At 39.8% G+C, this 20,892-nt stretch carries 21 protein-coding genes; 12 read left to right on the forward strand and 9 right to left on the reverse strand.

Annotation, left to right across the window (positions count from 1 at the left end):
• Positions 1-24: 24 nt before the first annotated feature.
• The gene (locus BTO23_RS19300; RefSeq protein ID WP_105064362.1) at positions 25-978 is read left to right on the forward strand and encodes a glycosyltransferase family 9 protein; all 954 of its coding nucleotides are present in this window, start codon (positions 25-27) and stop codon (positions 976-978) included.
• 27 nt (positions 979-1,005) lie between these two features.
• On the opposite strand, the gene BTO23_RS19305 is transcribed toward BTO23_RS19300, so the two are convergent.
• A complete protein-coding gene (locus BTO23_RS19305) occupies positions 1,006-1,692 on the reverse strand; it encodes a 3-deoxy-D-manno-octulosonic acid kinase (RefSeq protein WP_105064363.1) in 687 nt (228 codons plus the stop codon).
• Positions 1,693-1,885: 193 nt separating this feature from the next.
• Between BTO23_RS19305 and BTO23_RS19310 the strand changes: the two genes are divergently transcribed.
• The 4 genes from BTO23_RS19310 to coaD are packed head-to-tail and all read left to right on the forward strand — an operon-like array spanning position 1,886 to position 5,287.
• Positions 1,886-2,929 carry a glycosyltransferase family 9 protein gene (locus BTO23_RS19310; RefSeq protein ID WP_105064364.1) on the forward strand — a complete coding sequence of 348 codons (1,044 nt, stop codon included), beginning with the start codon at positions 1,886-1,888 and terminating at the stop codon, positions 2,927-2,929.
• Positions 2,930-2,964: 35 nt separating this feature from the next.
• A complete protein-coding gene (locus BTO23_RS19315; protein WP_061004947.1) occupies positions 2,965-3,747 on the forward strand; it encodes a glycosyltransferase family 2 protein in 783 nt (260 codons plus the stop codon).
• Positions 3,748-3,752: 5 nt separating this feature from the next.
• Positions 3,753-4,805 (forward strand): glycosyltransferase family 4 protein, encoded by a 1,053-nt coding sequence (locus BTO23_RS19320; protein ID WP_105064365.1) that lies wholly within the window; start codon positions 3,753-3,755, stop codon positions 4,803-4,805.
• Complete coding sequence (gene coaD / locus BTO23_RS19325; RefSeq protein WP_060993352.1) at positions 4,802-5,287, forward strand: pantetheine-phosphate adenylyltransferase; 486 nt, start codon at positions 4,802-4,804, stop codon at positions 5,285-5,287. Before BTO23_RS19320 ends, coaD begins: the two co-directional genes overlap by 4 nt.
• Positions 5,288-5,368: 81 nt before the next feature.
• On the opposite strand, the gene BTO23_RS19330 is transcribed toward coaD, so the two are convergent.
• The 6 genes from BTO23_RS19330 to radC all read right to left on the reverse strand — a co-directional run bounded on the left by BTO23_RS19330 (position 5,369) and on the right by radC (position 10,265).
• Positions 5,369-7,348, reverse strand: a complete 1,980-nt coding sequence (locus BTO23_RS19330) for an LTA synthase family protein (RefSeq protein ID WP_105064366.1) — start codon at positions 7,346-7,348, stop codon at positions 5,369-5,371.
• Between the two features lie 35 nt (positions 7,349-7,383).
• Positions 7,384-8,202: a bifunctional DNA-formamidopyrimidine glycosylase/DNA-(apurinic or apyrimidinic site) lyase gene (mutM, locus tag BTO23_RS19335; RefSeq protein WP_060993354.1), complete on the reverse strand. Its 819-nt coding sequence runs from the start codon at positions 8,200-8,202 to the stop codon at positions 7,384-7,386.
• Between the two features lie 90 nt (positions 8,203-8,292).
• Complete coding sequence (locus BTO23_RS19340) at positions 8,293-8,751, reverse strand: hypothetical protein (RefSeq protein WP_060993355.1); 459 nt, start codon at positions 8,749-8,751, stop codon at positions 8,293-8,295.
• 224 nt (positions 8,752-8,975) lie between these two features.
• Positions 8,976-9,143 carry a 50S ribosomal protein L33 gene (gene rpmG / locus BTO23_RS19345; protein WP_012549068.1) on the reverse strand — a complete coding sequence of 56 codons (168 nt, stop codon included), beginning with the start codon at positions 9,141-9,143 and terminating at the stop codon, positions 8,976-8,978.
• A 14-nt stretch (positions 9,144-9,157) separates the two neighbouring features.
• Positions 9,158-9,394, reverse strand: a complete 237-nt coding sequence (gene rpmB, locus BTO23_RS19350; protein ID WP_045100943.1) for a 50S ribosomal protein L28 — start codon at positions 9,392-9,394, stop codon at positions 9,158-9,160.
• 196 nt (positions 9,395-9,590) lie between these two features.
• Entirely contained in the window at positions 9,591-10,265 is a 675-nt protein-coding gene (gene radC / locus BTO23_RS19355; RefSeq protein WP_060993356.1) for a RadC family protein, read from the reverse strand.
• Between the two features lie 225 nt (positions 10,266-10,490).
• Between radC and coaBC the strand changes: the two genes are divergently transcribed.
• From coaBC to BTO23_RS19380, 5 genes are all read left to right on the forward strand, one after another.
• Entirely contained in the window at positions 10,491-11,720 is a 1,230-nt protein-coding gene (gene coaBC / locus BTO23_RS19360) for a bifunctional phosphopantothenoylcysteine decarboxylase/phosphopantothenate--cysteine ligase CoaBC (protein WP_060993357.1), read from the forward strand.
• Positions 11,721-12,039: 319 nt separating this feature from the next.
• Positions 12,040-12,630 carry a nucleoid occlusion factor SlmA gene (slmA, locus tag BTO23_RS19365; protein ID WP_060993358.1) on the forward strand — a complete coding sequence of 197 codons (591 nt, stop codon included), beginning with the start codon at positions 12,040-12,042 and terminating at the stop codon, positions 12,628-12,630.
• A 25-nt stretch (positions 12,631-12,655) separates the two neighbouring features.
• The gene (lpxL, locus tag BTO23_RS19370) at positions 12,656-13,594 is read left to right on the forward strand and encodes an LpxL/LpxP family Kdo(2)-lipid IV(A) lauroyl/palmitoleoyl acyltransferase (RefSeq protein WP_060993359.1); all 939 of its coding nucleotides are present in this window, start codon (positions 12,656-12,658) and stop codon (positions 13,592-13,594) included.
• Positions 13,595-13,629: 35 nt separating this feature from the next.
• Complete coding sequence (greB, locus tag BTO23_RS19375) at positions 13,630-14,097, forward strand: transcription elongation factor GreB (protein ID WP_060993360.1); 468 nt, start codon at positions 13,630-13,632, stop codon at positions 14,095-14,097.
• A gap of 213 nt (positions 14,098-14,310) precedes the next feature.
• A complete protein-coding gene (locus tag BTO23_RS19380) occupies positions 14,311-16,647 on the forward strand; it encodes a Tex family protein (RefSeq protein WP_105064367.1) in 2,337 nt (778 codons plus the stop codon).
• Positions 16,648-16,956: 309 nt separating this feature from the next.
• On the opposite strand, the gene BTO23_RS19385 is transcribed toward BTO23_RS19380, so the two are convergent.
• Positions 16,957-17,436, reverse strand: a complete 480-nt coding sequence (locus BTO23_RS19385; RefSeq protein ID WP_060993362.1) for a hypothetical protein — start codon at positions 17,434-17,436, stop codon at positions 16,957-16,959.
• Positions 17,437-17,485: 49 nt separating this feature from the next.
• Positions 17,486-18,253: a pimeloyl-ACP methyl ester esterase BioH gene (bioH, locus tag BTO23_RS19390; protein WP_105064368.1), complete on the reverse strand. Its 768-nt coding sequence runs from the start codon at positions 18,251-18,253 to the stop codon at positions 17,486-17,488.
• 68 nt (positions 18,254-18,321) lie between these two features.
• On the opposite strand from bioH, the gene BTO23_RS19395 reads away from it, so the two are divergent.
• Together BTO23_RS19395 and BTO23_RS19400 are read left to right on the forward strand one after the other, a co-directional pair.
• The gene (locus BTO23_RS19395; protein ID WP_060993364.1) at positions 18,322-19,002 is read left to right on the forward strand and encodes a ComF family protein; all 681 of its coding nucleotides are present in this window, start codon (positions 18,322-18,324) and stop codon (positions 19,000-19,002) included.
• 487 nt (positions 19,003-19,489) lie between these two features.
• Entirely contained in the window at positions 19,490-20,881 is a 1,392-nt protein-coding gene (locus BTO23_RS19400) for a nucleobase:cation symporter-2 family protein (RefSeq protein WP_105064369.1), read from the forward strand.
• The last annotated feature ends 11 nt before the right edge of the window (positions 20,882-20,892 follow it).

The raw sequence follows: 20,892 nt of genomic DNA on the forward strand, positions 1-20,892 counted from the left end.
TGTGTAAATAAAAGGAAAAGCATAATGAAAATAGCGGTCTTTGTTCCAAGTAGACCACACTTTGGTAACATTCTAACTCAATTACCTTTTTTCTGCGCATTAAAAGCTGAGTACCCTGAAGCAAAAATTGAAGTATGGTCAAAGTTTGAACAAAGTAAACTTCTACTTGCTGTTGATGCTGTAACTTCAATCATAAACTATAAAAAATTTAGCTTTATCCATTTAGTGAAAGAACTAAAAAAACAAAAATACGATGTTGTATATAATTTATACTCAGGTTCAGACAAAGTACACGCTGCAATAAAATTCGCTAATGTTAGACAATCTTTTGGTCACAGTAGTAACAACTTACATAAATTCTGCTATCACAAATATCTTCATATAAATAAAGGCGTTCAATACATTGCAAATAGCCACTTAGCACTCTTAAATACAGTTAAAGATTGCAGTTATAAACCAAGTATTATTAGTACATTAGTTCAATCAACAACTCATCGAAATGAAATCACTTTATTACCAGGTGGCGGAGCTGGTGAATATAAAAGATGGTCTTTGGAGCATTATTTAGCCGCTGCAGAAAGAATTGCGATAGAGCACCCTAACTTAACTGCTATCAACTGGGTTTTAGGTCCTGATGAAAAGCATTATGAAGGGATTATACCAACCAAGATTGTCAATGTTCCTGTAAAGTTACATCACAGTCCTAATGTTTATGAATTAATAGACTTAGCTCTTTCATCAAAATTATCTATAGCAAATGATTGTGGCCCGACTCATATCTTTCAAATGCTTACCGTACCATTAATTACACTATGGGGCTGGAAAGATAAAAAAACATCTCCTTATAGTACTATGCGTGAATGGTTTTATTCATATGAAAACTCTTGGGCAATCACTCCGAATGAAGAAGATAAATGCATTAATTCAATTAGTGTCGATAAAGTTTGCTCATTAGCGTTAGCTCAATTGAAGCGATAACAACAGAGTATTGGGTCTTTTTACTATTTAATTTAAAGAGGCCCATTGATCTTCACTCCAATGAATATTTCTTTTATCCGCCTCTTTTATAAATGAGCGTTTTAGTCTCTCTAAATTCCCTTGTTTCCAATCATCGCCTTTTTGCTGATGGCATTTGTCAAAATCAATAATCCAAACATTCTCTTTATCATCAATCAAAATGTTATGAATATTTAAATCTGTATGATTGACTTGAGCTGCATGCATTTTTCTAATTTCACGACCGATCTTCTGGTACATCTCTTTGGATAAAGATTTTTCTTGCAAAATAGCAACTAAATCACACGCATTCGGGATCTTTTGGCTTAATAAATCGGCTTGGTAACAAAACGTTCGCTTTACCGCTCTGGCTGCAATCGGTTTTGGTACATTAACGCCTGCTTCAATGAGTGTATTCAATAACTGAAACTCTTGATAGCTGCGTGTTTTTTCCCAACCAGTAAAAATATAATGATCTTTTACTAGTTTCCCAAATAAACCACCACGGCGATAATGACGCAAGGCCGCATCCATTTTATCAAGAGCAACAAACCATGTAGTTCCTCGCCCTTGCGCGGAACCAATAACTTTATCTTGTTGTAGCCAATACTCGGGCTCACAACATTGTTCTGGTGAGTCACTAAGAATAGAGTCATCGTACCAAATGATCTGTTTTTTATTTCTAATTGTTTTCATATAAAAACCAAGGGGTCAGGTCGCTTCGCTTGCAGGATTCAGGGGTATTCACAGTTATGACAAAAATAACAACAGCTCCCCCGAACCCTTTAAGGGAGCTTGCGACCGATCTGAATCCTATGCTCTATGTCATTTTACATTTATGACCGTTAATAGCATAATTCTAACTCATTCTTCTTGGGTTAACATCTCTATGGCTTTATTCACTTCTGCCCCTAACTCTCTCTGTATCCTACGCTTATCTGCAATTGGGGATGTTTGCCATGCAATAGCCGCAGTCCAAGCAATTCAAAAAGAATGGCCAAGTACTAAAATTACTTGGATTGTTGGTAAAGTAGAAGCACAGTTAATCCATGATTTACCCAATATTACAGTCATCCCTTTTGATAAAAAATTGGGATTTAAAGGCATGAAAGCGATTTGGGCTCAATTAAAAGATCAACATTTTGATGCTTTAGTTCATATGCAATTGGCACTACGAGCGAGCGTATTAACCGCAGGCATTAAAGCTAAATACAAAGTGGGATTTAATCGTAAGCGAGCTAAAGAAGGTCAGTGGCTTTTTACTAATCGAAAAATTGAAGATACTGCTTCAACACATGTGTTAGATAGTTTCTATTCTTTTGTTGAATATCTTGGCGTACCTAAAAGCAAACCAGTATGGCATATTCCCCTATCGAACAATGATTTATCGTTTATTGATTTACATATTCCAGCAGAAAAACCGTATGTTGTTATTTCTCCTGCGGCAAGTAAAGATGAGCGTAACTGGTTAACCGAGCGTTATGCTCAACTAGCAGATTGGTTAAATGAACATGACTACCAAGTAGTATTATGTGGTTCACCTAGTGAGCGTGAAAAACAACTTGGTGAGAATATTGAATCTTTAACGCAGTTACCTATCATTAATTTAATCGGTAAAACCTCATTAAAACAGTTAACTGCGATATTAAATAAAGCCCAAGTTGTGATTGCTCCAGATTCAGGGCCTGCTCACATTGCTACCACACAAAATACACCTGTTGTTGGACTATATGGCCACAGTAACCCCAAACGAACAGGTCCTTATAATAGCTTATCTTATGTCGTTAGTGTGTATGAACAACACGCAGCTACACAACACAGTAAATCAATTAATGAGTTAAAGTGGAGTACTCGCGTTAAAGGCGACCATATCATGCAAGATATTAGTCTTGATATGGTAAAAACTCCCTTAAAATCCTTACTTAATTTATAATAATTACATCATATTACAATAAACAAGGCGCACTTATGATCACTGGTATTGTCATTACTCTAAACGAATCAAGAAATATTGTTGAATGCATCCAATCGCTACAGAAAGTGTGTTCTGAAGTGATTATTGTGGATTCCAACAGCACGGATAATACCGTTGAACTTGCAGAACAACTTGGTGCGAAAGTTGTCACTCAGAGTTACCTTGGCGATGGAATTCAAAAAAATGTTGGACTCGATTACGCCACTAATAACTGGGTATTAAGCCTAGATGCTGATGAGCGCTTAACCGACGAAATGGTAAAAGCAATTGAAGCGTTAGATTTAACGTCTACCCCCCATGACGCATTCGCTTTCCGTCGTCGTAATTACATTGGTAGTCGCTGGATTAAACAGTGTGGTTGGTACCCAGACTTCTGTATTCGCCTTTATGATCGAACTAAAACACGCTTTGCTGATGTAAAACAACATGCGTCAGTTCAAGCTAAAAATCCAGATCGTATCAATGCTGATATTATTCATTATTCTTTTGAAAATTTAGGCCAATTATTTGCGAAACCTGGACGTAACTTCAGCGGTCGAGCTGCAAAAATCATGTATAAAAAAGGAAAACGAGCAAACAGTTTCTCACCTTTTACTCATGGCTTAAATGCATTTATTCGTAAATATATTTTCCAAAGAGGTTTTTTAGGCGGCGTTGATGGCATGACGGTAGCGTTAAGCTCTGCGATTAACAGCTACTTAAAATATGCTAAATTACTTGAGTATCAACGTGATCCTAAAGTTCTTGAAAACGAAGACTTTAATAAGGTTTGGTAAATACTATGCATATTTGTCATGTGAATTTAGCTTCTGGTTTTAGTGGTGGAGAACGCCAAACTTTACAACTGATCACTCGTCAGCTAAAAGAAGGCTATAAACTAACTGTAGTCGCTAATCCTAAAAGCCCTTTTGTTGATGAAATCAAAAAGCTTAATTGTAAGTTAATACTTGCTAGCCATTTTTCAAAACAACATAAGAAAACGATTACTGCAGATTGTGATGTTATTCATGTACATGAAGGCCGTGCAATTTACTGGGCTCTGATTCAATCTAAGCGCTTTAACGTTCCTTATATAGTAACTCGCCGAATTGATAACCCACTAAAAAATAAGTGGCTTTCAAACCTCGCTTACTCAAACGCAACAGCTTTAATTGGTTTAAGTAACGAAATCGTCGATAAAATTAAAGAACGTCATCCAAATCAAGTTACTTACAAAATCCCAAGTTCTCCAGTCAGTTACTCTGTCGAACAAGATAATGTAGATACAATTTGGCGACGTTTTTCTAATCAATTTCTAGTTATTCAAGCGGCTAATTTATTGCATCATAAAGGGCACGAGACCACTATTGAAGCCGCTAAATTACTCCAAGAAATGGATTCTAATATTCATATTGCTCTACTTGGTGATGGCTCTGAGCGTGAGAAACTAGAAAGCTTAGTAAAAGACTACGATTTACATAATGTCAGCTTTTTAGGTAAACAAAATCGCATGGGTGATTGGTTTGCTGCTGCGGATCTATTAATTCACCCTTCTTATAGCGAGGGCTTAGGTTCGGTTATTTTAGAAGCGATGGGAGCTAAGCTCCCTGTTATTGGCAGTAATGCCGGTGGTATACCTGATATTATTGACGATCAGGAATCTGGCCTATTGGTTGAAGCAAAAGATGCACAAGCACTTGCTGATGCAATTTACCAAGTAGCGACAGACAAGCCTTTACGCAATAAGTTAATTATAGGCGGTCAAGAAAAGCTTGCGATGTTTGATATCAAATATACCAGCTCACTTTATCGTGATGTTTACCAAACTATTATTGATGGAAGAAAAACGTCATGACGACTCGTGTAATTTACCCAGGTACCTTTGATCCAATCACAAATGGGCACTTTGACATAATTAAACGTTCAGCAGCTATGTTTGATGAGATAATTGTCGCCGTTGCTGCAAGCCCAAGTAAAAAAACCTTATTTACTCTTGAAGAAAGAGTAGCGTTAGTTCGAGATTCTATTCAATCTCTACCTAATGTCTCTGTTGAAGGGTTTTCTGGGTTAATGGTAGATTTCGCAAAAGCAAAACAGGCTAATTTATTAGTTCGTGGATTACGAACAACGATGGATTTCGAATATGAATTCGGTTTAACTAATATGTACCGAAAACTCATGCCTGAATTAGAAAGTGTATTTTTAACGCCTTCTGAAGAGTATGCATTTTTATCATCGACGATAGTGAGAGAAGTGGCTCTACATGGAGGAACAGTGGAAAGTTTTGTTCCAAAAACTGTCCATAATGCATTACAGAGTAAGATACACCCTAAATAGTATACTTGATCAACAATCCATTTAAATAAATTAAGACCACCTCTTTAACGGCATAAAGAGCGTGGTCTTATTTTTATTGTTTTACTTTGTACCTTTTACCTGCCCATTAATATACAACGTCTGTAATTGATGGTACTCCGGCCCAATATGTATTTTCTCATTAGATGTAAAAGCTTTCTTCACTTCAAGCTCAGATACCCAAGAGTATAATTTTTCAGGGTATGCATTTAAATACACACCTTTATCGGTATATGTCATTTCTGAGTGATAACCAAATCGTGGTGTTGAATCCACTCCTAGTAAATTAGCACCACCTAAACTGTAATAATTAGCACCAGATAAACTAAAAGCATATAGCGTAGGAAAAATATCTTTATGAGAGCCAACACGATCTTTATTGTATTGGTACCCCACTTTTTCTTTAATTTTTTCAGGTATATAAAGATAAAACGGCACTGAATTAGTAACAGCAAGATCCTCAGGATACTTCATCGTAAACCCTCGCAACTTATGATCCCCAGTAGCAGCTATTAATGTTGAATTACCTAATGAAGATGCTTTTATATCTGCCACAAACTGACCTAATGCATTATTTGCATATTGATAAGTCTCATATAATCGAGTTGCTTCTTCCTCACCCTTTTTCATTCGATTAAGCAAACGATCACTGACTTTTAATGGTTTTACGTCATAATTTGCAGGTACTTGGTAAGGGGTATGATTCGTAATTGTGAGGATATAAATCATTAATGGTTGTTTTGCTTCTTTTAATACTTTCTCAGCTAACTTAAAAGTATATTCATCAGATAATCCCCACTCTCCACGAAACTCTTCAGCTTCTGGAAATACTTTTAATATCGCATTTTCATCAAGAACTTCATCAAACCCTTGAGATGGTAAATAATTCGCCACATTCCGCCACATTCCATTAGTTGCTGTAATAAAAATAGTTTTATAACCCGCTTCTTTATAAGGTCGAGCTGCTGCTGCTGCAACTTGCACTTTTTGTGCAGAAGAATGACTGATAGTAGGAACGTTACTTTGACCTAACATATTCACTAACGAGTTAATGGTTGCGGTTGTTTCAGCTAAAAATCGAGTAAACACAAAATCAGATTCAAAAGCAGGTCGTAATGCACCTAAAAGATCATTTTCTGGATAATTATCTTCAACCAATACGTTCATTCCCATGCCTTCCATTAAAGTCATGACAACATGAGGCTTATTCTCTGCTAAATAGGCATTATAAGGAGTACTAAATTGACCTGTAGTATTACCAACCACCTTTTTAAATTGCTCTTCAAGCAGGTCTTTACTGACTGACTGAAATTTATTTTGCTCTTTATAATCACTTTTCGCCCACTCAAGAGCAACTAAGCCGTTAGGTGTAATGCTATTTAAAATTTTAGAATCAGATACTTGAGCGTGGTAACGTTTTAATGGATGAGAACCTAATGTACCTCTAGCAAAAAAGAATACAGTTACAATCATCGCAATAACAGAGATGCCAGTAAGTCCTTTATGCTGTGGCTTCCACGACCATAACGCCATTTTCTTTATCGCGAAACGAACAAGAATCGCGGAAAGAAAAGCCACAATGACACTACTCATAAAAGATAAGAAAATAGGATAATCAGCCCATGCATTCGCTAATACAGCTTTGGTGTCATCATCAGCTAAACCAAAGATAAAGACATCAATATGATTACCATAAGTAAGATAATAGTAATAATTACCAATTGAAAAACCGGTGACTAAAAAGAAAATAAGCCCTGCATACCAAGGGAAAATTTTTGCCAATATTCGATAGAGTCTTGGAAAAGCGGCAACAATTAAACCAATAAGTAATAACGGTGCAAAACCGATAACTACAACTTTCAAATCAAAACGAAGGCCTATAAACAAAGCACGCCACAGATCTGTACTTCGCTGAGCAAGCTCCGCACTATCTGCAATATTAAATAAGAAGATCAACCGCCCAACACAAAGTATAGCCACAGCGATAAAAACAGATAACCAAATGACTCGACTCAGTTGTTTATAATTTTCTTGAAAATTCATCTAACTCTCTATGTTATTTGTATTTTGATAATAATTTACAGGTCAAACGGTTGGCAGTTTTCACACCAAAATGTATTTCTCTGTCCAATTTTTTCTTCTTGAATGAGTGAGTGACAAATTAAGCACTCTTTTCCAGCACGTCCATACACATGCAATTCTTGTGCAAAGTATCCTGGCTTTCCATCAACTTGATTAAAATCCTTTAAGGTAGTGCCGCCTTGCTTAATTGCCGTTTCTAGTACTTTTTTAATTTCAGATACTAATCGTTCTATTTGGGCTAACGTCAATGTGCCTACTGGTGTTTTAGGGTGTATTTTTGCCATAAAAAGAGATTCACTGGCGTAGATGTTACCAACTCCCACCACAACGACGTTATTCATAATAAACTGCTTTACGACAGCTTTTTTATTCTTTGCTTTTTCTGCTAGATATTTAGTATTAAATACATCAGTAAGTGGCTCTGGACCAAGCTTAGCAAGCACATCGTGTGATACGCCTACTTCAGAATATAGCCAAGCACCAAACTTACGAGGATCGTTATAACGAAGAAGCTTACCGCTATCTAAAACAAGGTCCACATGATCGTGTTTCGCTGGTGGGATCGCCTCATCAAGTATCCGTAAACTACCCGACATACCAAGATGAATAATGGCTGTACCTTTTGGGGTATCTATCATTAGATATTTAGCACGACGACGAATTGATTGAATTCGTTGTCCTACGAGTAATTGTAATTCTTGAGGAATTAGCCAGCGCAGTTTATCTGTTCTAACTATAATAGCTTTGATGATTTGACCTTGTAGGTGCGGTGTTATTCCTAAGCGGCTGGTTTCTACTTCTGGTAGTTCTGGCATATTTGATCCTTTGATAAATAAGCTTTCAGGGTTCAGTTCGGTCGCAAGCTCCCTTGCAGATCTCAGATGTGATCGCTGCAAGACTAGAAACTAGTTTCTAAACAAATACTCTTCCTCTGCACTCACCGCTATCCACTCACCTTGCCAATTCTGCATCATCCAAAAATTCGGAGCTTGATAGATAGTTATACGCTGTGGCTCTTCTTGGTTTTCAAACCATACCTCTACAGAGCTTGGAGCAGGCAATTTAGTTTTAAGTACTTTGACTGATTCATCAGTAAGTAATGTGCCCTCAAGAGTAAACCAACGCTCAATAAACTGAGTATCTTGATCTGATGTATTTGAAGCAACATCATAGTCCGCAAAGTGCATTTTCTTAATCGGGTTAATGCGTTCAAATAAAGGCTGTACGTCGGCATTAACTGTAACTGCTTGCTCTGGTTCTAATAGATACGTTTTAATTAACTGAGGGGCTTGTAGGACGCCAATAAAAACTAAAACGGCAATCATGAGGATATTGTTGTATTTACGACGTGATGGTCTTTTCATTTTAAATCCTTTTTTAGAGCAGTAACTAGCGTTTAGGACGCTTCGCTCGAGGTGCGATGAAGATTAGAGCGAGGTTTCAGGTTTCAGTAAAATCAAAAGCAAATACCTCTGAAACTTGAAAGTGCAGCGCCCTGAATCCTGCTCGTTTCCTGATTTTAAACCAAAAAAAAACCCAGCAACAAGGCTGGGTTTTCAATATATCAAAGTTGCAATCAGTAATCGAATTACTTGATTTTAGCTTCTTTGTAAAGAACGTGCTGACGTACAACAGGATCAAATTTTTTGATCTCCATTTTGCCAGGCATGTTACGTTTGTTCTTATCAGTTGTGTAGAAGTGACCAGTGTTAGCAGTTGATACTAACTTGATTTTCTCACGTGCGCCTTTAGCCATTTTTCAGATTCCTCTTAAACGTTCTCGCCACGAGCACGCATGTCAGAAAGAACGGCATCGATGCCTTTCTTATCAATGATACGCATACCTTTAGCGGTAAGACGAAGTTTAACGAAGCGTTTTTCGCTTTCTACCCAGAAACGATGAGTTTGTAGGTTCGGCAGAAAACGACGCTTGGTGGCATTTTTTGCGTGTGAGCGGTTGTTACCAACTGCAGGACGCTTACCAGTTACTTGGCATACTCGGGACATTGCTGTCTTCTCCAAATCGTTTCAGCTCGATATCACCTTGGTGGCAAAAAACCACTAGAGCATTTCATATGAAAGTTCTAATTCAAGGCTATCAAAGGTCGCGCATTATACTAACTGAATGCGCATTGCTCAAGACCCTAAGGGGTCATTTTTACTGTTTTTTGTGTTTTTTTTATTCAATTGCTTAAAAAAACACTCAAATCCATCCTCTTTCGGCAAAAGAGACTATTTCTCCATCACCAATCACGAAATGATCGAGGACTCGGATATCCACCAATTCTACTGCATCTGAGATACGTTTTGTTATCCTTCTGTCAGCTTGACTTGGCTCTGCGACACCAGATGGGTGATTATGCGCTAAAATGATGGCGGCTGCATTATAATCTATCGATCTTTTTACAACTTCTCTCGGATAAACGGCTGCTGCATCAATTGTTCCTTCAAATAATACCTCTCCTTTAAGCACTCGATGCTGATTATCGAGAAAAAGAACATAAAAGGCTTCTCTATGTCGATCTCTTAATATTCGAGTTAAATAGCGCTTAGTATGCTCAGGACTTGTCAAAGCATCTTCTTTTTCAATTTTTTCAAACAAATAGCGTTCGGTCATTTCTACTACCGCTTGTAGCTGTGCAAATTTCGCAGAGCCCAATCCTTTATGACTGCAAAATTCACTTTCATTCGATCCTAATAACTTTCTTAAGGATCCAAACTCTTTTAATAACTTGTCAGCCAGTTCAATCGCATTCATTCCCTTAATACCGGTGCGAAGAAAAATAGCTAACAACTCAGCGTCGGTTAATGATTTTGGCCCTAATGCGAGTAACTTCTCTCTGGGGCGGGATTCTTCTGGTAAATTCATTAAAGACATAAATGCCCCATACTGTGAATAATATTTATACAGGTTACGATCAATATGTATTGACCGCCTTCTTCATTCCCTCCCCTTCGGCTTAGTTCAAACCTTGATTGCAATTATGTTTTCCGTCATTTACTTGCTTTGTCATGTGAATTCCCGATTGAAGTGCATCCCTATAAAAAAGATTTATGATATGGTTAGCGCATTACGATGAATCACTTAAAGGTTATTAGTGTCATGGCATCTCTCTCAGGGAAACGAATCCTTCTTGGTATTAGTGGCGGCATTGCAGCATATAAATGTGCAGAGCTAACTCGTCGACTTATTGAACGCGGCGCAGAAGTTCGCGTTGTGATGACAACCGCAGCAAAAGAGTTCATCACCCCTTTAACGATGCAAGCCGTTTCTGGCCACCCTGTCGCTGACAGTTTATTAGATCCTGCTGCAGAAGCCTCAATGGGGCATATTGAATTAGCAAAATGGGCTGATATTGTACTAATAGCACCTGCTACTGCCGATTTAATTGCTCGTATGGCCGCTGGGATGGGAAATGATTTGTTATCGACGCTAGTACTTGCGACTGATTCTCCGATTGCGGTTTCTCCTGCGATGAATCAACAAATGTATTCGAACATTGCAACACAAGAGAACATTGCGACTCTTTCTCGTCGTGGTATGAATATCTGGGGACCAGCAGCAGGTCAACAAGCGTGTGGCGATGTGGGTATGGGCAGAATGCTTGAACCAATGGATTTAGTACATTTATGTGAGGACTTCTTTCACACAAATGATAAGAAGCCACTTCAAGGCCACTCTTTACTTATTACTGCCGGACCAACTCGGGAAGCTCTTGATCCCGTTCGCTACATCTCGAATCATAGTTCTGGAAAGATGGGCTTTGCGATTGCTGATGCCGCAGCAAAATTAGGGGCAAAAGTCACTCTTGTTAGCGGCCCTGTAAATTTAGCGACACCTGATAATGTTGAACGCATTGATATAGAAAGTGCTGACCAAATGCATAACGCTGTCATGGATACGGCAAAAGCACACACTATATTTATTGCCTGTGCTGCAGTAGCTGATTTCAGACCAAGCTTAGTTTCAGAACAAAAGCTAAAGAAAACATCAAATGATGATGGTATGACTATTCACATGGTTAAAAACCCTGACATTGTTGCTTCTGTTGCTGCAATGACAGAAAAACGCCCATTTACCGTTGGTTTTGCGGCTGAAACTCAAGATGTTGAAAAGTATTCACGTGGTAAATTAGAGCGTAAAAATCTAGATATGATCTGCGCTAATGATGTCTCAATTAAGGGACAAGGTTTTAATAGCGATAACAATGCTCTTCACCTATATTGGAAAAATGGAGATAAAGCTTTACCGTTAACGACAAAATCGGAGTTAGGTAAAACGATTATGTTAGAAGTAGTTGAAAGACTAGAGACTATACGCTGCGCTAACTAGAAACTATAGAAGCAGAATTCAGATCGATCGGAGAAATTACAGCAATAAAGATAGTTCTCCCCCTTCATCACTCATCTATTGAAAGTGATATAGTAAATACAAGGGGGAGTTAGAATGGGTTGGTATTGAATATCTCAAAAACAACCCCTCCTAGCCTTCCCTTATATAAACATATGCAATCAATTAGCATTTGTTATCAAGGAGAGGAATTGTTTTATATTCGCTGATATTCCAACGTTTTCCTCTGAACTCTGCAAGCGAAGCGATCTGAACTCTTATAAAAACAGCACTTAAAAATCAAAAAGACAAAGGAACAACAATGACGACAACAAAAAAAACAAATCGTCGTGATGAAATATTACAAGCTTTAGCCGAAATGCTAGAGTCAAATGAAGGTGCATCTCGCATTACCACAGCCAAACTCGCGAAACAGGTGGGAGTATCTGAAGCAGCGTTATATCGCCATTTTCCAAGTAAAGCAAAAATGTTTGAAGGCTTGATTGAGTTTATTGAAGAATCTCTTTTCTCGCGCATTAATCGCATTATCGAGGAAGAAAAAGATACCTTAAAACGTATTGAGCTATTATTAAAACTGCTTTTAGCATTTGCTGAACGTAACCCGGGCCTTACTCGTATTATGACCGGGCATGCACTAATGTTTGAAAACGAGCGTCTGCGTAATCGTATTAACCAAATATTCGAACGTATTGAACTTCAATTTAAGCAGATCCTACGCGAGCGTATGTTACGTGAAGGAAAGTCGTTTCCCGTTGATGAAGCCATTCTATCTGCACAGCTTATTAGCCAAGTAGAAGGATGTTTCTGTCGCTTTGTGCGTTCTGATTTTAAATATCAACCAACAGCAAACTTCAACGAACATTGGGCGCTACTTAGTGCTCAGATCCAATAAATCCATTTAATTAAATAGGTTTACGATGTCAAAATACCAAGCCCCTCAGTTCTCTAGCGCTCTTCTACATCCTAAATATTGGGGGGTATGGTTTGGCTTTGGGCTTTTGTTCGCTACTGTCACTTTATTGCCTTACAAAATGACATATAAGCTCGGAAGAGGGCTTGGTCTACTGGGTTTAAAAATGGGAAAATCTCGCTCTCATGTTGCTCGTCGTAACTTGGAGTTGGCGTTTCCTAAAATGGAAGCAAAAGAGCGCGAAGCCATCATCGTTGAGAATTTCAAAAACTCTGGCTTAGCTATCTTTGAAACAGCAATGGCATGGGTATGGCCAAACTGGCGTATCGAAAAGCATTTTAGCTTTGAAAACAAACAACACATGTTAGATCTTGAAAAAGAAGGCCGTGGTGTTCTTGTTGTTTGTGTGCATGCGCTTAATCTGGAATTAACAGCTCGTGCATTTACCTTCTTCTCTCCTGGTTATGGGGTGTATCGACCACATAACAACCCTGCTTATGATTTCATCCAATATTGGGGTCGTACCAATAATGGAAATCAAATGATTGATCGTAAAGACATTAAAGGCATGCTCCGAGTACTACGTAAAGGTGGACGTCTTTGGTACATGCCGGACCATGACTATAACCGTAATAAATCGGTTTTTGTGCCTTTCTTTGCCGTTCCTGATGCTTGTACTACCGTCGGATCTGATATTTTAATCAGTGCAAGTAAATGTGCTGTTGTCACTGCTTCTGGCTTTAGGACTTATAATAATTATCACCTACAAATTGATAATGATATTAGTGACCAATTCCCGCAGAAAGACCCTGTTGGTTCTGCAACTGTCATGAACCAAGCGGTTGAACGTATTATTCTTCGCTGTATTCCTCAATGGATGTGGCTACATAAACGTTTTAAAACCATGGAAGATCCAAACATTAAAAAAGGCATTCGCTATGATTAGTAGCGTATCGTCATTCGGAGTTTAATTCAGCAATAATGAAAACCAATTTAATCACACGTGAAGGCTTCAATAAGCTGCAAGATGAACTCACGTTTCTATGGAAAGAAGAACGCCCTGAAGTCACAAAAAAAGTGACTTGGGCGGCAAGCTTAGGTGATCGCAGTGAAAATGCAGATTATCAATACAACAAAAAGCGTCTTCGTGAAATCGACCGCCGTGTACGCTACCTTCGTAAGCGTTTAGACCAAGTAAAAGTGGTCGATTATTCCCCTCAACAAGATGGCAAAATCTTTTTCGGTGCGTTCGTTGAAATTGAAAACGAACAAGGCGACACCCTCTCTTTTCGCATTGTTGGTCCAGATGAAATTTTTGGCCGCCATGATTACATCTCCATAGATTCTCCAATGGCTCGCGCACTCATCAAAAAAGAAGTGGATGAAGAGGCGGTAGTAAGAACACCGGAGGGGGATAAAGAGTGGTTTGTGAATTCGATTAGATACTAGGGGCAGGGACGAGGAAGAACAGCACCAAAGAAGGTTCTCTCCCCTTAGATAGGTATTTGCTATCAATCAGCATTTGTGAACAAGGGGAGGAACGGTATTGTAATCGCTTGAACTACCACGATCTCCTCTGGATCCTACAAGGGAGCTTGCAACCGAACTGAACCCTGCTCTTTACTTCTATCCAATAAATTTTAATTAAATAAAAGAATCAAAATGATAATAAATATAATTGCCCAAGAACTTAACGTTCGCCCTCAACAAGTTGCCGCTGCTGTTCAATTGATTGACGAAGGCAGCACTATTCCATTTATTGCTCGTTACCGTAAAGAAGTAACCGAAGGGCTCGACGATACTCAACTTCGTACTCTTGATACGCGTTTAACTTACTTACGAGAATTGGATGATCGCCGTAAAACTATTCTTAAGTCGATCAATGAACAAGAAAAACTGACGCCTGAACTAGAGCGTGAGATTTTAGGTGCAGACAGCAAAACTCGTCTTGAAGATCTATATTTACCATTCAAACGTAAACGCCGCACTAAAGGCCAAATTGCAATTGAAGCAGGTATTGAGCCACTGGCTGATTTGCTGTGGACGCAACCTGAGAATAACCCTGAAGATGCAGCTCAATCATATGTGAATGCGGATAATGGATTTGCTGATACCAAAGCTGTACTTGATGGTGCTCGTGCCATCCTGATGGAGCGTATGGCTGAAGACGCTAACTTATTAGAGAAAGTACGTAACTACTTAACTACGAATGCAGAACTAAGCTCTAAAATGGTCGATGGCCAAGAACACGCTGGCGAGAAATTTAAAGATTACTTTGAGCATAATGAAAAACTAACGCGCGTTCCCTCTCACCGTGCTCTTGCGATGCTTCGTGGCCGTAATGAAGGTTTTTTACAACTGTCTCTTAATGCCGATCCAAATCAAGAAGAAGGCGTTCGTGGCTCTTATTGTGAAATCATCATCGCTAACCATTACGGTATCACTCTAGGATCTCAACCTGCCGATTTATGGCGTAAGCAAGTGATCAGCTGGACATGGCGTATTAAGATTTTAATGCACATGGAGACCGAATTAATGGGCGGCTTAAAAGAGCGCTCTGAAAACGAAGCGATTGATGTATTTGCGACTAACTTGAAAGACCTATTAATGGCCGCTCCTGCTGGCCTGAAAACGACATTAGGCTTAGATCCCGGCTTACGTACAGGTACTAAAGTCGCAGTAGTCGATGCCACTGGTAAAGTGTTGGCTACAGATACTATTTATCAAAACCAACCTCACAATAAAGTAGCGCAATCTGCACAGATTATTGAAACCTTAATCAAGCGCCATAATGTCGATTTGATTGCGATTGGTAATGGTACTGCCTCACGTGAAACCGATACCTTTGTGGGTGATTTACTTAAAAAATCAGGTTTATCTGCAACCAAGATTATCGTGAGTGAAGCTGGTGCTTCTGTCTATTCAGCGTCTGAGTTAGCGGCAAAAGAATTCCCAGATTTAGATGTATCAATCCGTGGTGCGGTGTCTATCGCTCGTCGTCTACAAGATCCACTGGCTGAGTTAGTTAAAATTGACCCTAAAGCGATCGGTGTGGGCCAATATCAACACGATGTTAGCCAAAGCCAATTAGCGAAGAAGCTAGATGCTGTAATTGAAGACTGTGTAAATGCCGTCGGTGTTGATGTAAATACAGCATCTTCTGCATTATTAACGCGAGTTGCTGGCTTATCGACGACGATTGCACAAAATATTGTAGATTACCGTGACGAAAATGGTCGCTTTGAAAACCGTACTACCTTGAAAAAAGTCGCTCGTTTAGGGCCAAAAGCATTTGAACAGTGTGCTGGTTTCTTACGTGTAATGAATGGTAAAAACCCTCTGGATGCGTCAGCGGTTCACCCTGAAGCCTACCCTGTAGTCAAAGCGATGGCAGAGAAAAATGGCAAAGCAATTGATGCGATTATTGGTAACACTGAGTTCTTACGCTCGGTAGCGCCTAATGACTACATCAGTGCTGATTTTGGCTTACCAACGGTCACTGATATTATTTCAGAGCTTGATAAGCCGGGACGAGATCCACGTCCTGAATTTAAAACAGCAACCTTTGCTGATGGCGTAAATACGGTATCTGATCTTGAATTAGGGATGATATTGGAAGGTGTAGTATCTAACGTGGCAAACTTTGGTGCGTTTGTTGATATCGGTGTTCACCAAGATGGTTTAGTTCATATCTCTGCATTAAGTGATACGTTTGTTTCTGACCCGCGAGAAGTGGTTAAAGCAGGTGATATCGTGAAAGTGAAAGTAATGGAAGTCGATGCTCAACGTAAGCGTATTGCATTGTCTATGCGTTTGAATGATAAGCCTGGGGAAGATAATCGCCCTCAACGCCAATCAAATAAACCACAACAACGTAATGAGCGAACTCAAGCACCGAGACCTTCCTCTTCTGCAAGACAACAGCATTCAAATAATGATGTTGGTAATGCGGCGATGGGTGGAGCGTTTGCTGCGGCATTTGCGAAGGCGAAGAAGTAGGAGCAGGACGCTACAAGTTGCTGAAGGGCGCTGCGCTTGCAGAGTTCAGAGGCGTTTGCTTTTAGCTCCTCCCCCTTAGTAAGGGGGAGGCTGGGAGGGAGTCAAGAACTAACAGCGTATGATATAGGTAGATTTGTATTCAACTCTACCTATATCGCAACAACCCCTCCCTAACCCTCCCCTTATTAAGGGGAGGGAACAGTATTATAATCGCTGCAATTACAGCGATCACCACTGAGACCTGAATCCTCGCTGTTGCTCTTATAGAAGCGAAGCGGTCTAGTTAGCGCTAGCGTATAGCTTCTAGTTTCAAAGCACCGCCAATATATCTGACGGATTATTCGGCACTACCGCTTTATCATAATGAAAACTGATCACACTTCGACGGCGAACCATTCTTCCCATCTCAGCTAATTTTTCTAATAGCTCTTTTGGCAAATTAAAACGCATGGTGTAGCCCGTACCCTCACCCTGAGCGTAAGTATCTAACGACAACAATCTAGCCAATTTTGCCAAGTCATCATCGATATCATACAAGGTTCCAAAACGAGGTTTTGTGTCTTCTTTCTCTTCCATTACATCATAACCGGGATGATCTGATGGCTCCCATGAATCACGCTTATGCTGTTTATCATCGCCTTTTATTGCTTTTTCTGACGTGGTTTCACTCATCTTTGTCGTTGGCACAACAGGTTTTTTGACACGATTTTCACGTGCTACTTGTTCTGTTGGCAAATTAACAGAGGGTGCGATAAGCGGCACACTGACACTGTTAGGTGAAAAGATCATAAAACGTTTCCTTATCGAAAAACTAAGCGAGTTAAATTAAAAGTTAATCTTATCGAGCTAAAAAACGATGTAATTCTGTAATGAATTCATCGCTATGTGAAATAAATGGAGCATGAGAGGCTTGTTCAAAAACAACTTTAACTGAATGTGGAATAAATTCATCCATATCATGAGCCACTTTAATTGGCACTAATCCATCTAAACGACCATACATTCGGCATACTGGCATGGTTAATTGAGATAGATGCTCTCGTAAGTCTATATCGGCCAAAATAGTTAAACCTGTAGCTAAAGCTGCAGGATTTGGTGCAGGCCTTGAAAAAACTGCTTTTTTGACTTGTTTGATATCTTGCTTCGCATTTGGGCTACCCATGGCTTGTAATGCCATAAAGCGTTCAACCGTTAATTTGAAATCGTCTTTCAGTTGCTCTGTAAATAACGACAATACCGCAGGTTTAATACCACGCCATCCTTTTCCAGCAGAAAAGCACGGTGAACTCGCTACCGTAATGAGTTGACTCACTCGTTCAGGAGCAACCAATGCAGCTTGAGTCGCAATTAACCCACCTAAAGACCAACCTAACCACGCCGCTTTCTTTGGGGCTTGAGCTAATACCTGTTGCACCATTTGCTCAAAATCGGCACTACCAAGGTCAGCACTGTACCCATAACCTGACAGATCAACCGTATGCACTCGATATTGCGAACGTAGCTGTTCAACAATTGGTTGCCATACTGCTCCATTCATTCCCCATCCATGAATGAGAACCAGATCGGAACCTTCGCCTTCCGTTTGCCAATAAAGAGGAGCTGTCATCTACACTGCCTATTTGTATTTAATTAATAATGGAGGAGTAAGTGTTCATCAGGTTACTCAGAAGGTCAATGCAAAATTTTGGCGTCAGCCACTGTGATTATTGCGGCTTAGCAATGCCTCCGTCTAATACTATTTGGTGCCAACCTTGCTTGAATTTAATTGCGAATGTTTCCCGTTGCCAGAGATGCGGCTTACAAACCGAACATGAAACTGATGTATGCGGTGATTGCTTAATTCATCCACCACAATGGGATCGATTATTTTGCATCAGTGATTACTCTGAACCACTAAGAGAATACGTTGGCAAACTTAAATACGCTCAACAATTTTGGTTAGCTCAAGATTTGGGGGTATTACTAAGTGCTTATATTCCAGATCCTGCACCACTCATTCTCCCTGTCCCTTTGCATTGGAAACGATTTTGGTGGCGTTCTTATAACCAAAGTGATCATTTAGGATGGACATTAGAAAGAGAATTTAACCGTAGAGAACACCATGTTCGATGTGATACTAAGATATTAAAGCGCATTAAAGCCACTCGCCCTCAACAAGGATTATCTCGTTCTTTCCGCCGATCTAATCTTATTGGTGCATTTAAAGTTATGAAGCCAATTAATGAAAAGCATGTTGCGATTGTAGATGATGTGGTGACTACGGGCGCAACAATTAATCTACTGTGTGCGGAATTGAGGAAAGCGGGGGTTGAACGGATTGATGTGTATGCGGTTTGCCGGACAGGACGGAGTTAGGGGCTAGGGGCTGCCTAACTAGAGACTAGAACGCTTCGCTTCTATAAGAGCAAGAGCTAAAGAACTAGAATTCAGATCGCTTCGCTTGCAGAGTTCAGAGGTACTGGCTTTTAGCTCCTCCCCTTTATCGAAATTGCTACTTGGCTGCCAAGATTAATATAAGGGGAGGCTGGGAGGGGTTGATAATACATAAGATCACAACCCCCTCTAACTCCCCCTTCTGAAATCTGCTCTTCCTCATATCTCGAGCGAAGCGTCCTCGCCTCTCGTCCCTGCTCTCCCTCTGCTTTTAAAAAACAATTAGCAAACGATTGCCTTTTGTTTTTTTATCTATAGAATACCGTCCCAATTGATTAAACACTCTTTAATCGATCAACCCTATCGAGACAGGTTCTGATTAACAGCAATCACAGATTGACGCCTTCTCACTTCATGCTCCCATTCAGCGAACCATGAAGACAACGTTATACAATTAGGAATATCGGCCATGACCGTTAAAAACAACACCACAAAACCATCTGAGCTTATTTACCAGTTAGATGATCGTCCACCGCTACCGCACACTTTATTTGCTGCTCTTCAGCACTTATTGGCGATGTTTGTTGCGATAATTACTCCCTCTCTGATCATCTGTCAGACGCTTGGTGTTCCAGCAGCAGAAACTAATACCATCATTAGTATGTCTTTGTTTGCTTCTGGTATTTCTTCTTTTATTCAAATCAAAACATTTGGTCCTATTGGTTCTGGCCTTCTTTCTGTCCAAGGCACAAGTTTCAACTTCTTAGGCCCAATCATTGGTGCTGGTCTGGCGCTTAAAGCTGGCGGTGCTGATGTTCCGACGATGATGGCGGCGATTTTTGGTACTATCTTAGTTGCCTCTACTGCTGAAATATTCTTATCTCGCGTTCTTGAATACGCACAAAAAATTATTACTCCATTAGTTTCAGGTATTGTTGTTACCTTAATTGGTTTAACGCTTATCCAAGTAGGCTTAGTTTCTATGGGGGGGGGTTATTCAGCTATGGGGGAAGGCACGTTTGGTAGCCTAGATAAGTTAGCGCTTGCTGGTACTGTTTTATTAATTATTGTCGTACTTAACCGTGCGACTAACCCTTACCTACGTATGGCATCTATCGTGATTGCTATGGGTGTGGGTACATTGGTCGCATGGGCTCTGGGTATGTTAAATACAAACATGTCTCATGATGCAGCCTTAATCGCATTACCAATTCCAATGCAATATGGCTTAGGTTTTGATTGGTCTTTATTTATTCCTCTAGTTCTCATTTTCTTAATTACAGCATTAGAGGCCATTGGTGATATCACTGCCACGTCAGAAGTGTCAGGTCAGCCAGTAAAAGGGCCGATATACATCAAACGCATCAAGGGTGGCGTATTAGCCGATGGCCTTAACTCTGCTATTGCCGCAGCGTTCAACAGCTTCCCTAACTCAACGTTTAGTCAAAACAACGGAGTAATCTTATTAACTGGTGTTGCAAGTCGTTACGTCGGTTACTTCATTGCTGGTATGTTAGTTATCCTTGGTTTATTCCCTGGTGTAGCAAGCATGGTTCAAGTTATTCCAGAACCTGTACTTGGTGGTGCTACGATTGTAATGTTCGGCACGATTGCTGCCGCTGGTGTGCGTATCATCTCTCGTGTTGAATTAGATCGTCGTGCAATCCTTATCATGGCAATGTCATTCTCTATGGGCCTTGGTTTAGCGCAACAACCTGAAATCCTTCAATTTATGCCTGAGATGATTAAAAACATTTTCTCATCTGGTGTAACGGCAGGTGGCGTGACAGCGATTCTTCTAAATATTATTCTTCCAAGCAGTGAAGTGTTTGAAGAAGAAAAAGAAGAAGCGAAGATCTAAAAGCGAGTAAA

Origin of the sequence: Aliivibrio sifiae (assembly GCF_002954715.1) — a bacterium.
In the GTDB taxonomy this organism is placed as follows: domain Bacteria; phylum Pseudomonadota; class Gammaproteobacteria; order Enterobacterales; family Vibrionaceae; genus Aliivibrio; species Aliivibrio sifiae.

What these genes read in the sequence shown, in the direction of transcription:
- BTO23_RS19340 (WP_060993355.1), bottom strand. Translation starts at nt 8,751, where the DNA reads ATGAAAAGACCATCACGTCGTAAATACAACAATATCCTCATGATTGCC.
- BTO23_RS19400 (WP_105064369.1), top strand. Translation starts at nt 19,490, where the DNA reads ATGACCGTTAAAAACAACACCACAAAACCATCTGAGCTTATTTACCAG.
- coaD (WP_060993352.1), top strand. Translation starts at nt 4,802, where the DNA reads ATGACGACTCGTGTAATTTACCCAGGTACCTTTGATCCAATCACAAAT.
- coaBC (WP_060993357.1), top strand. Translation starts at nt 10,491, where the DNA reads ATGGCATCTCTCTCAGGGAAACGAATCCTTCTTGGTATTAGTGGCGGC.
- rpmB (WP_045100943.1), bottom strand. Translation starts at nt 9,394, where the DNA reads ATGTCCCGAGTATGCCAAGTAACTGGTAAGCGTCCTGCAGTTGGTAAC.
- BTO23_RS19385 (WP_060993362.1), bottom strand. Translation starts at nt 17,436, where the DNA reads ATGATCTTTTCACCTAACAGTGTCAGTGTGCCGCTTATCGCACCCTCT.
- lpxL (WP_060993359.1), top strand. Translation starts at nt 12,656, where the DNA reads ATGTCAAAATACCAAGCCCCTCAGTTCTCTAGCGCTCTTCTACATCCT.
- BTO23_RS19380 (WP_105064367.1), top strand. Translation starts at nt 14,311, where the DNA reads ATGATAATAAATATAATTGCCCAAGAACTTAACGTTCGCCCTCAACAA.
- BTO23_RS19320 (WP_105064365.1), top strand. Translation starts at nt 3,753, where the DNA reads ATGCATATTTGTCATGTGAATTTAGCTTCTGGTTTTAGTGGTGGAGAA.
- slmA (WP_060993358.1), top strand. Translation starts at nt 12,040, where the DNA reads ATGACGACAACAAAAAAAACAAATCGTCGTGATGAAATATTACAAGCT.
- BTO23_RS19310 (WP_105064364.1), top strand. Translation starts at nt 1,886, where the DNA reads ATGGCTTTATTCACTTCTGCCCCTAACTCTCTCTGTATCCTACGCTTA.
- BTO23_RS19300 (WP_105064362.1), top strand. Translation starts at nt 25, where the DNA reads ATGAAAATAGCGGTCTTTGTTCCAAGTAGACCACACTTTGGTAACATT.
- greB (WP_060993360.1), top strand. Translation starts at nt 13,630, where the DNA reads ATGAAAACCAATTTAATCACACGTGAAGGCTTCAATAAGCTGCAAGAT.
- bioH (WP_105064368.1), bottom strand. Translation starts at nt 18,253, where the DNA reads ATGACAGCTCCTCTTTATTGGCAAACGGAAGGCGAAGGTTCCGATCTG.
- BTO23_RS19305 (WP_105064363.1), bottom strand. Translation starts at nt 1,692, where the DNA reads ATGAAAACAATTAGAAATAAAAAACAGATCATTTGGTACGATGACTCT.
- mutM (WP_060993354.1), bottom strand. Translation starts at nt 8,202, where the DNA reads ATGCCAGAACTACCAGAAGTAGAAACCAGCCGCTTAGGAATAACACCG.
- BTO23_RS19330 (WP_105064366.1), bottom strand. Translation starts at nt 7,348, where the DNA reads ATGAATTTTCAAGAAAATTATAAACAACTGAGTCGAGTCATTTGGTTA.
- BTO23_RS19395 (WP_060993364.1), top strand. Translation starts at nt 18,322, where the DNA reads ATGCAAAATTTTGGCGTCAGCCACTGTGATTATTGCGGCTTAGCAATG.
- BTO23_RS19315 (WP_061004947.1), top strand. Translation starts at nt 2,965, where the DNA reads ATGATCACTGGTATTGTCATTACTCTAAACGAATCAAGAAATATTGTT.
- rpmG (WP_012549068.1), bottom strand. Translation starts at nt 9,143, where the DNA reads ATGGCTAAAGGCGCACGTGAGAAAATCAAGTTAGTATCAACTGCTAAC.
- radC (WP_060993356.1), bottom strand. Translation starts at nt 10,265, where the DNA reads ATGTCTTTAATGAATTTACCAGAAGAATCCCGCCCCAGAGAGAAGTTA.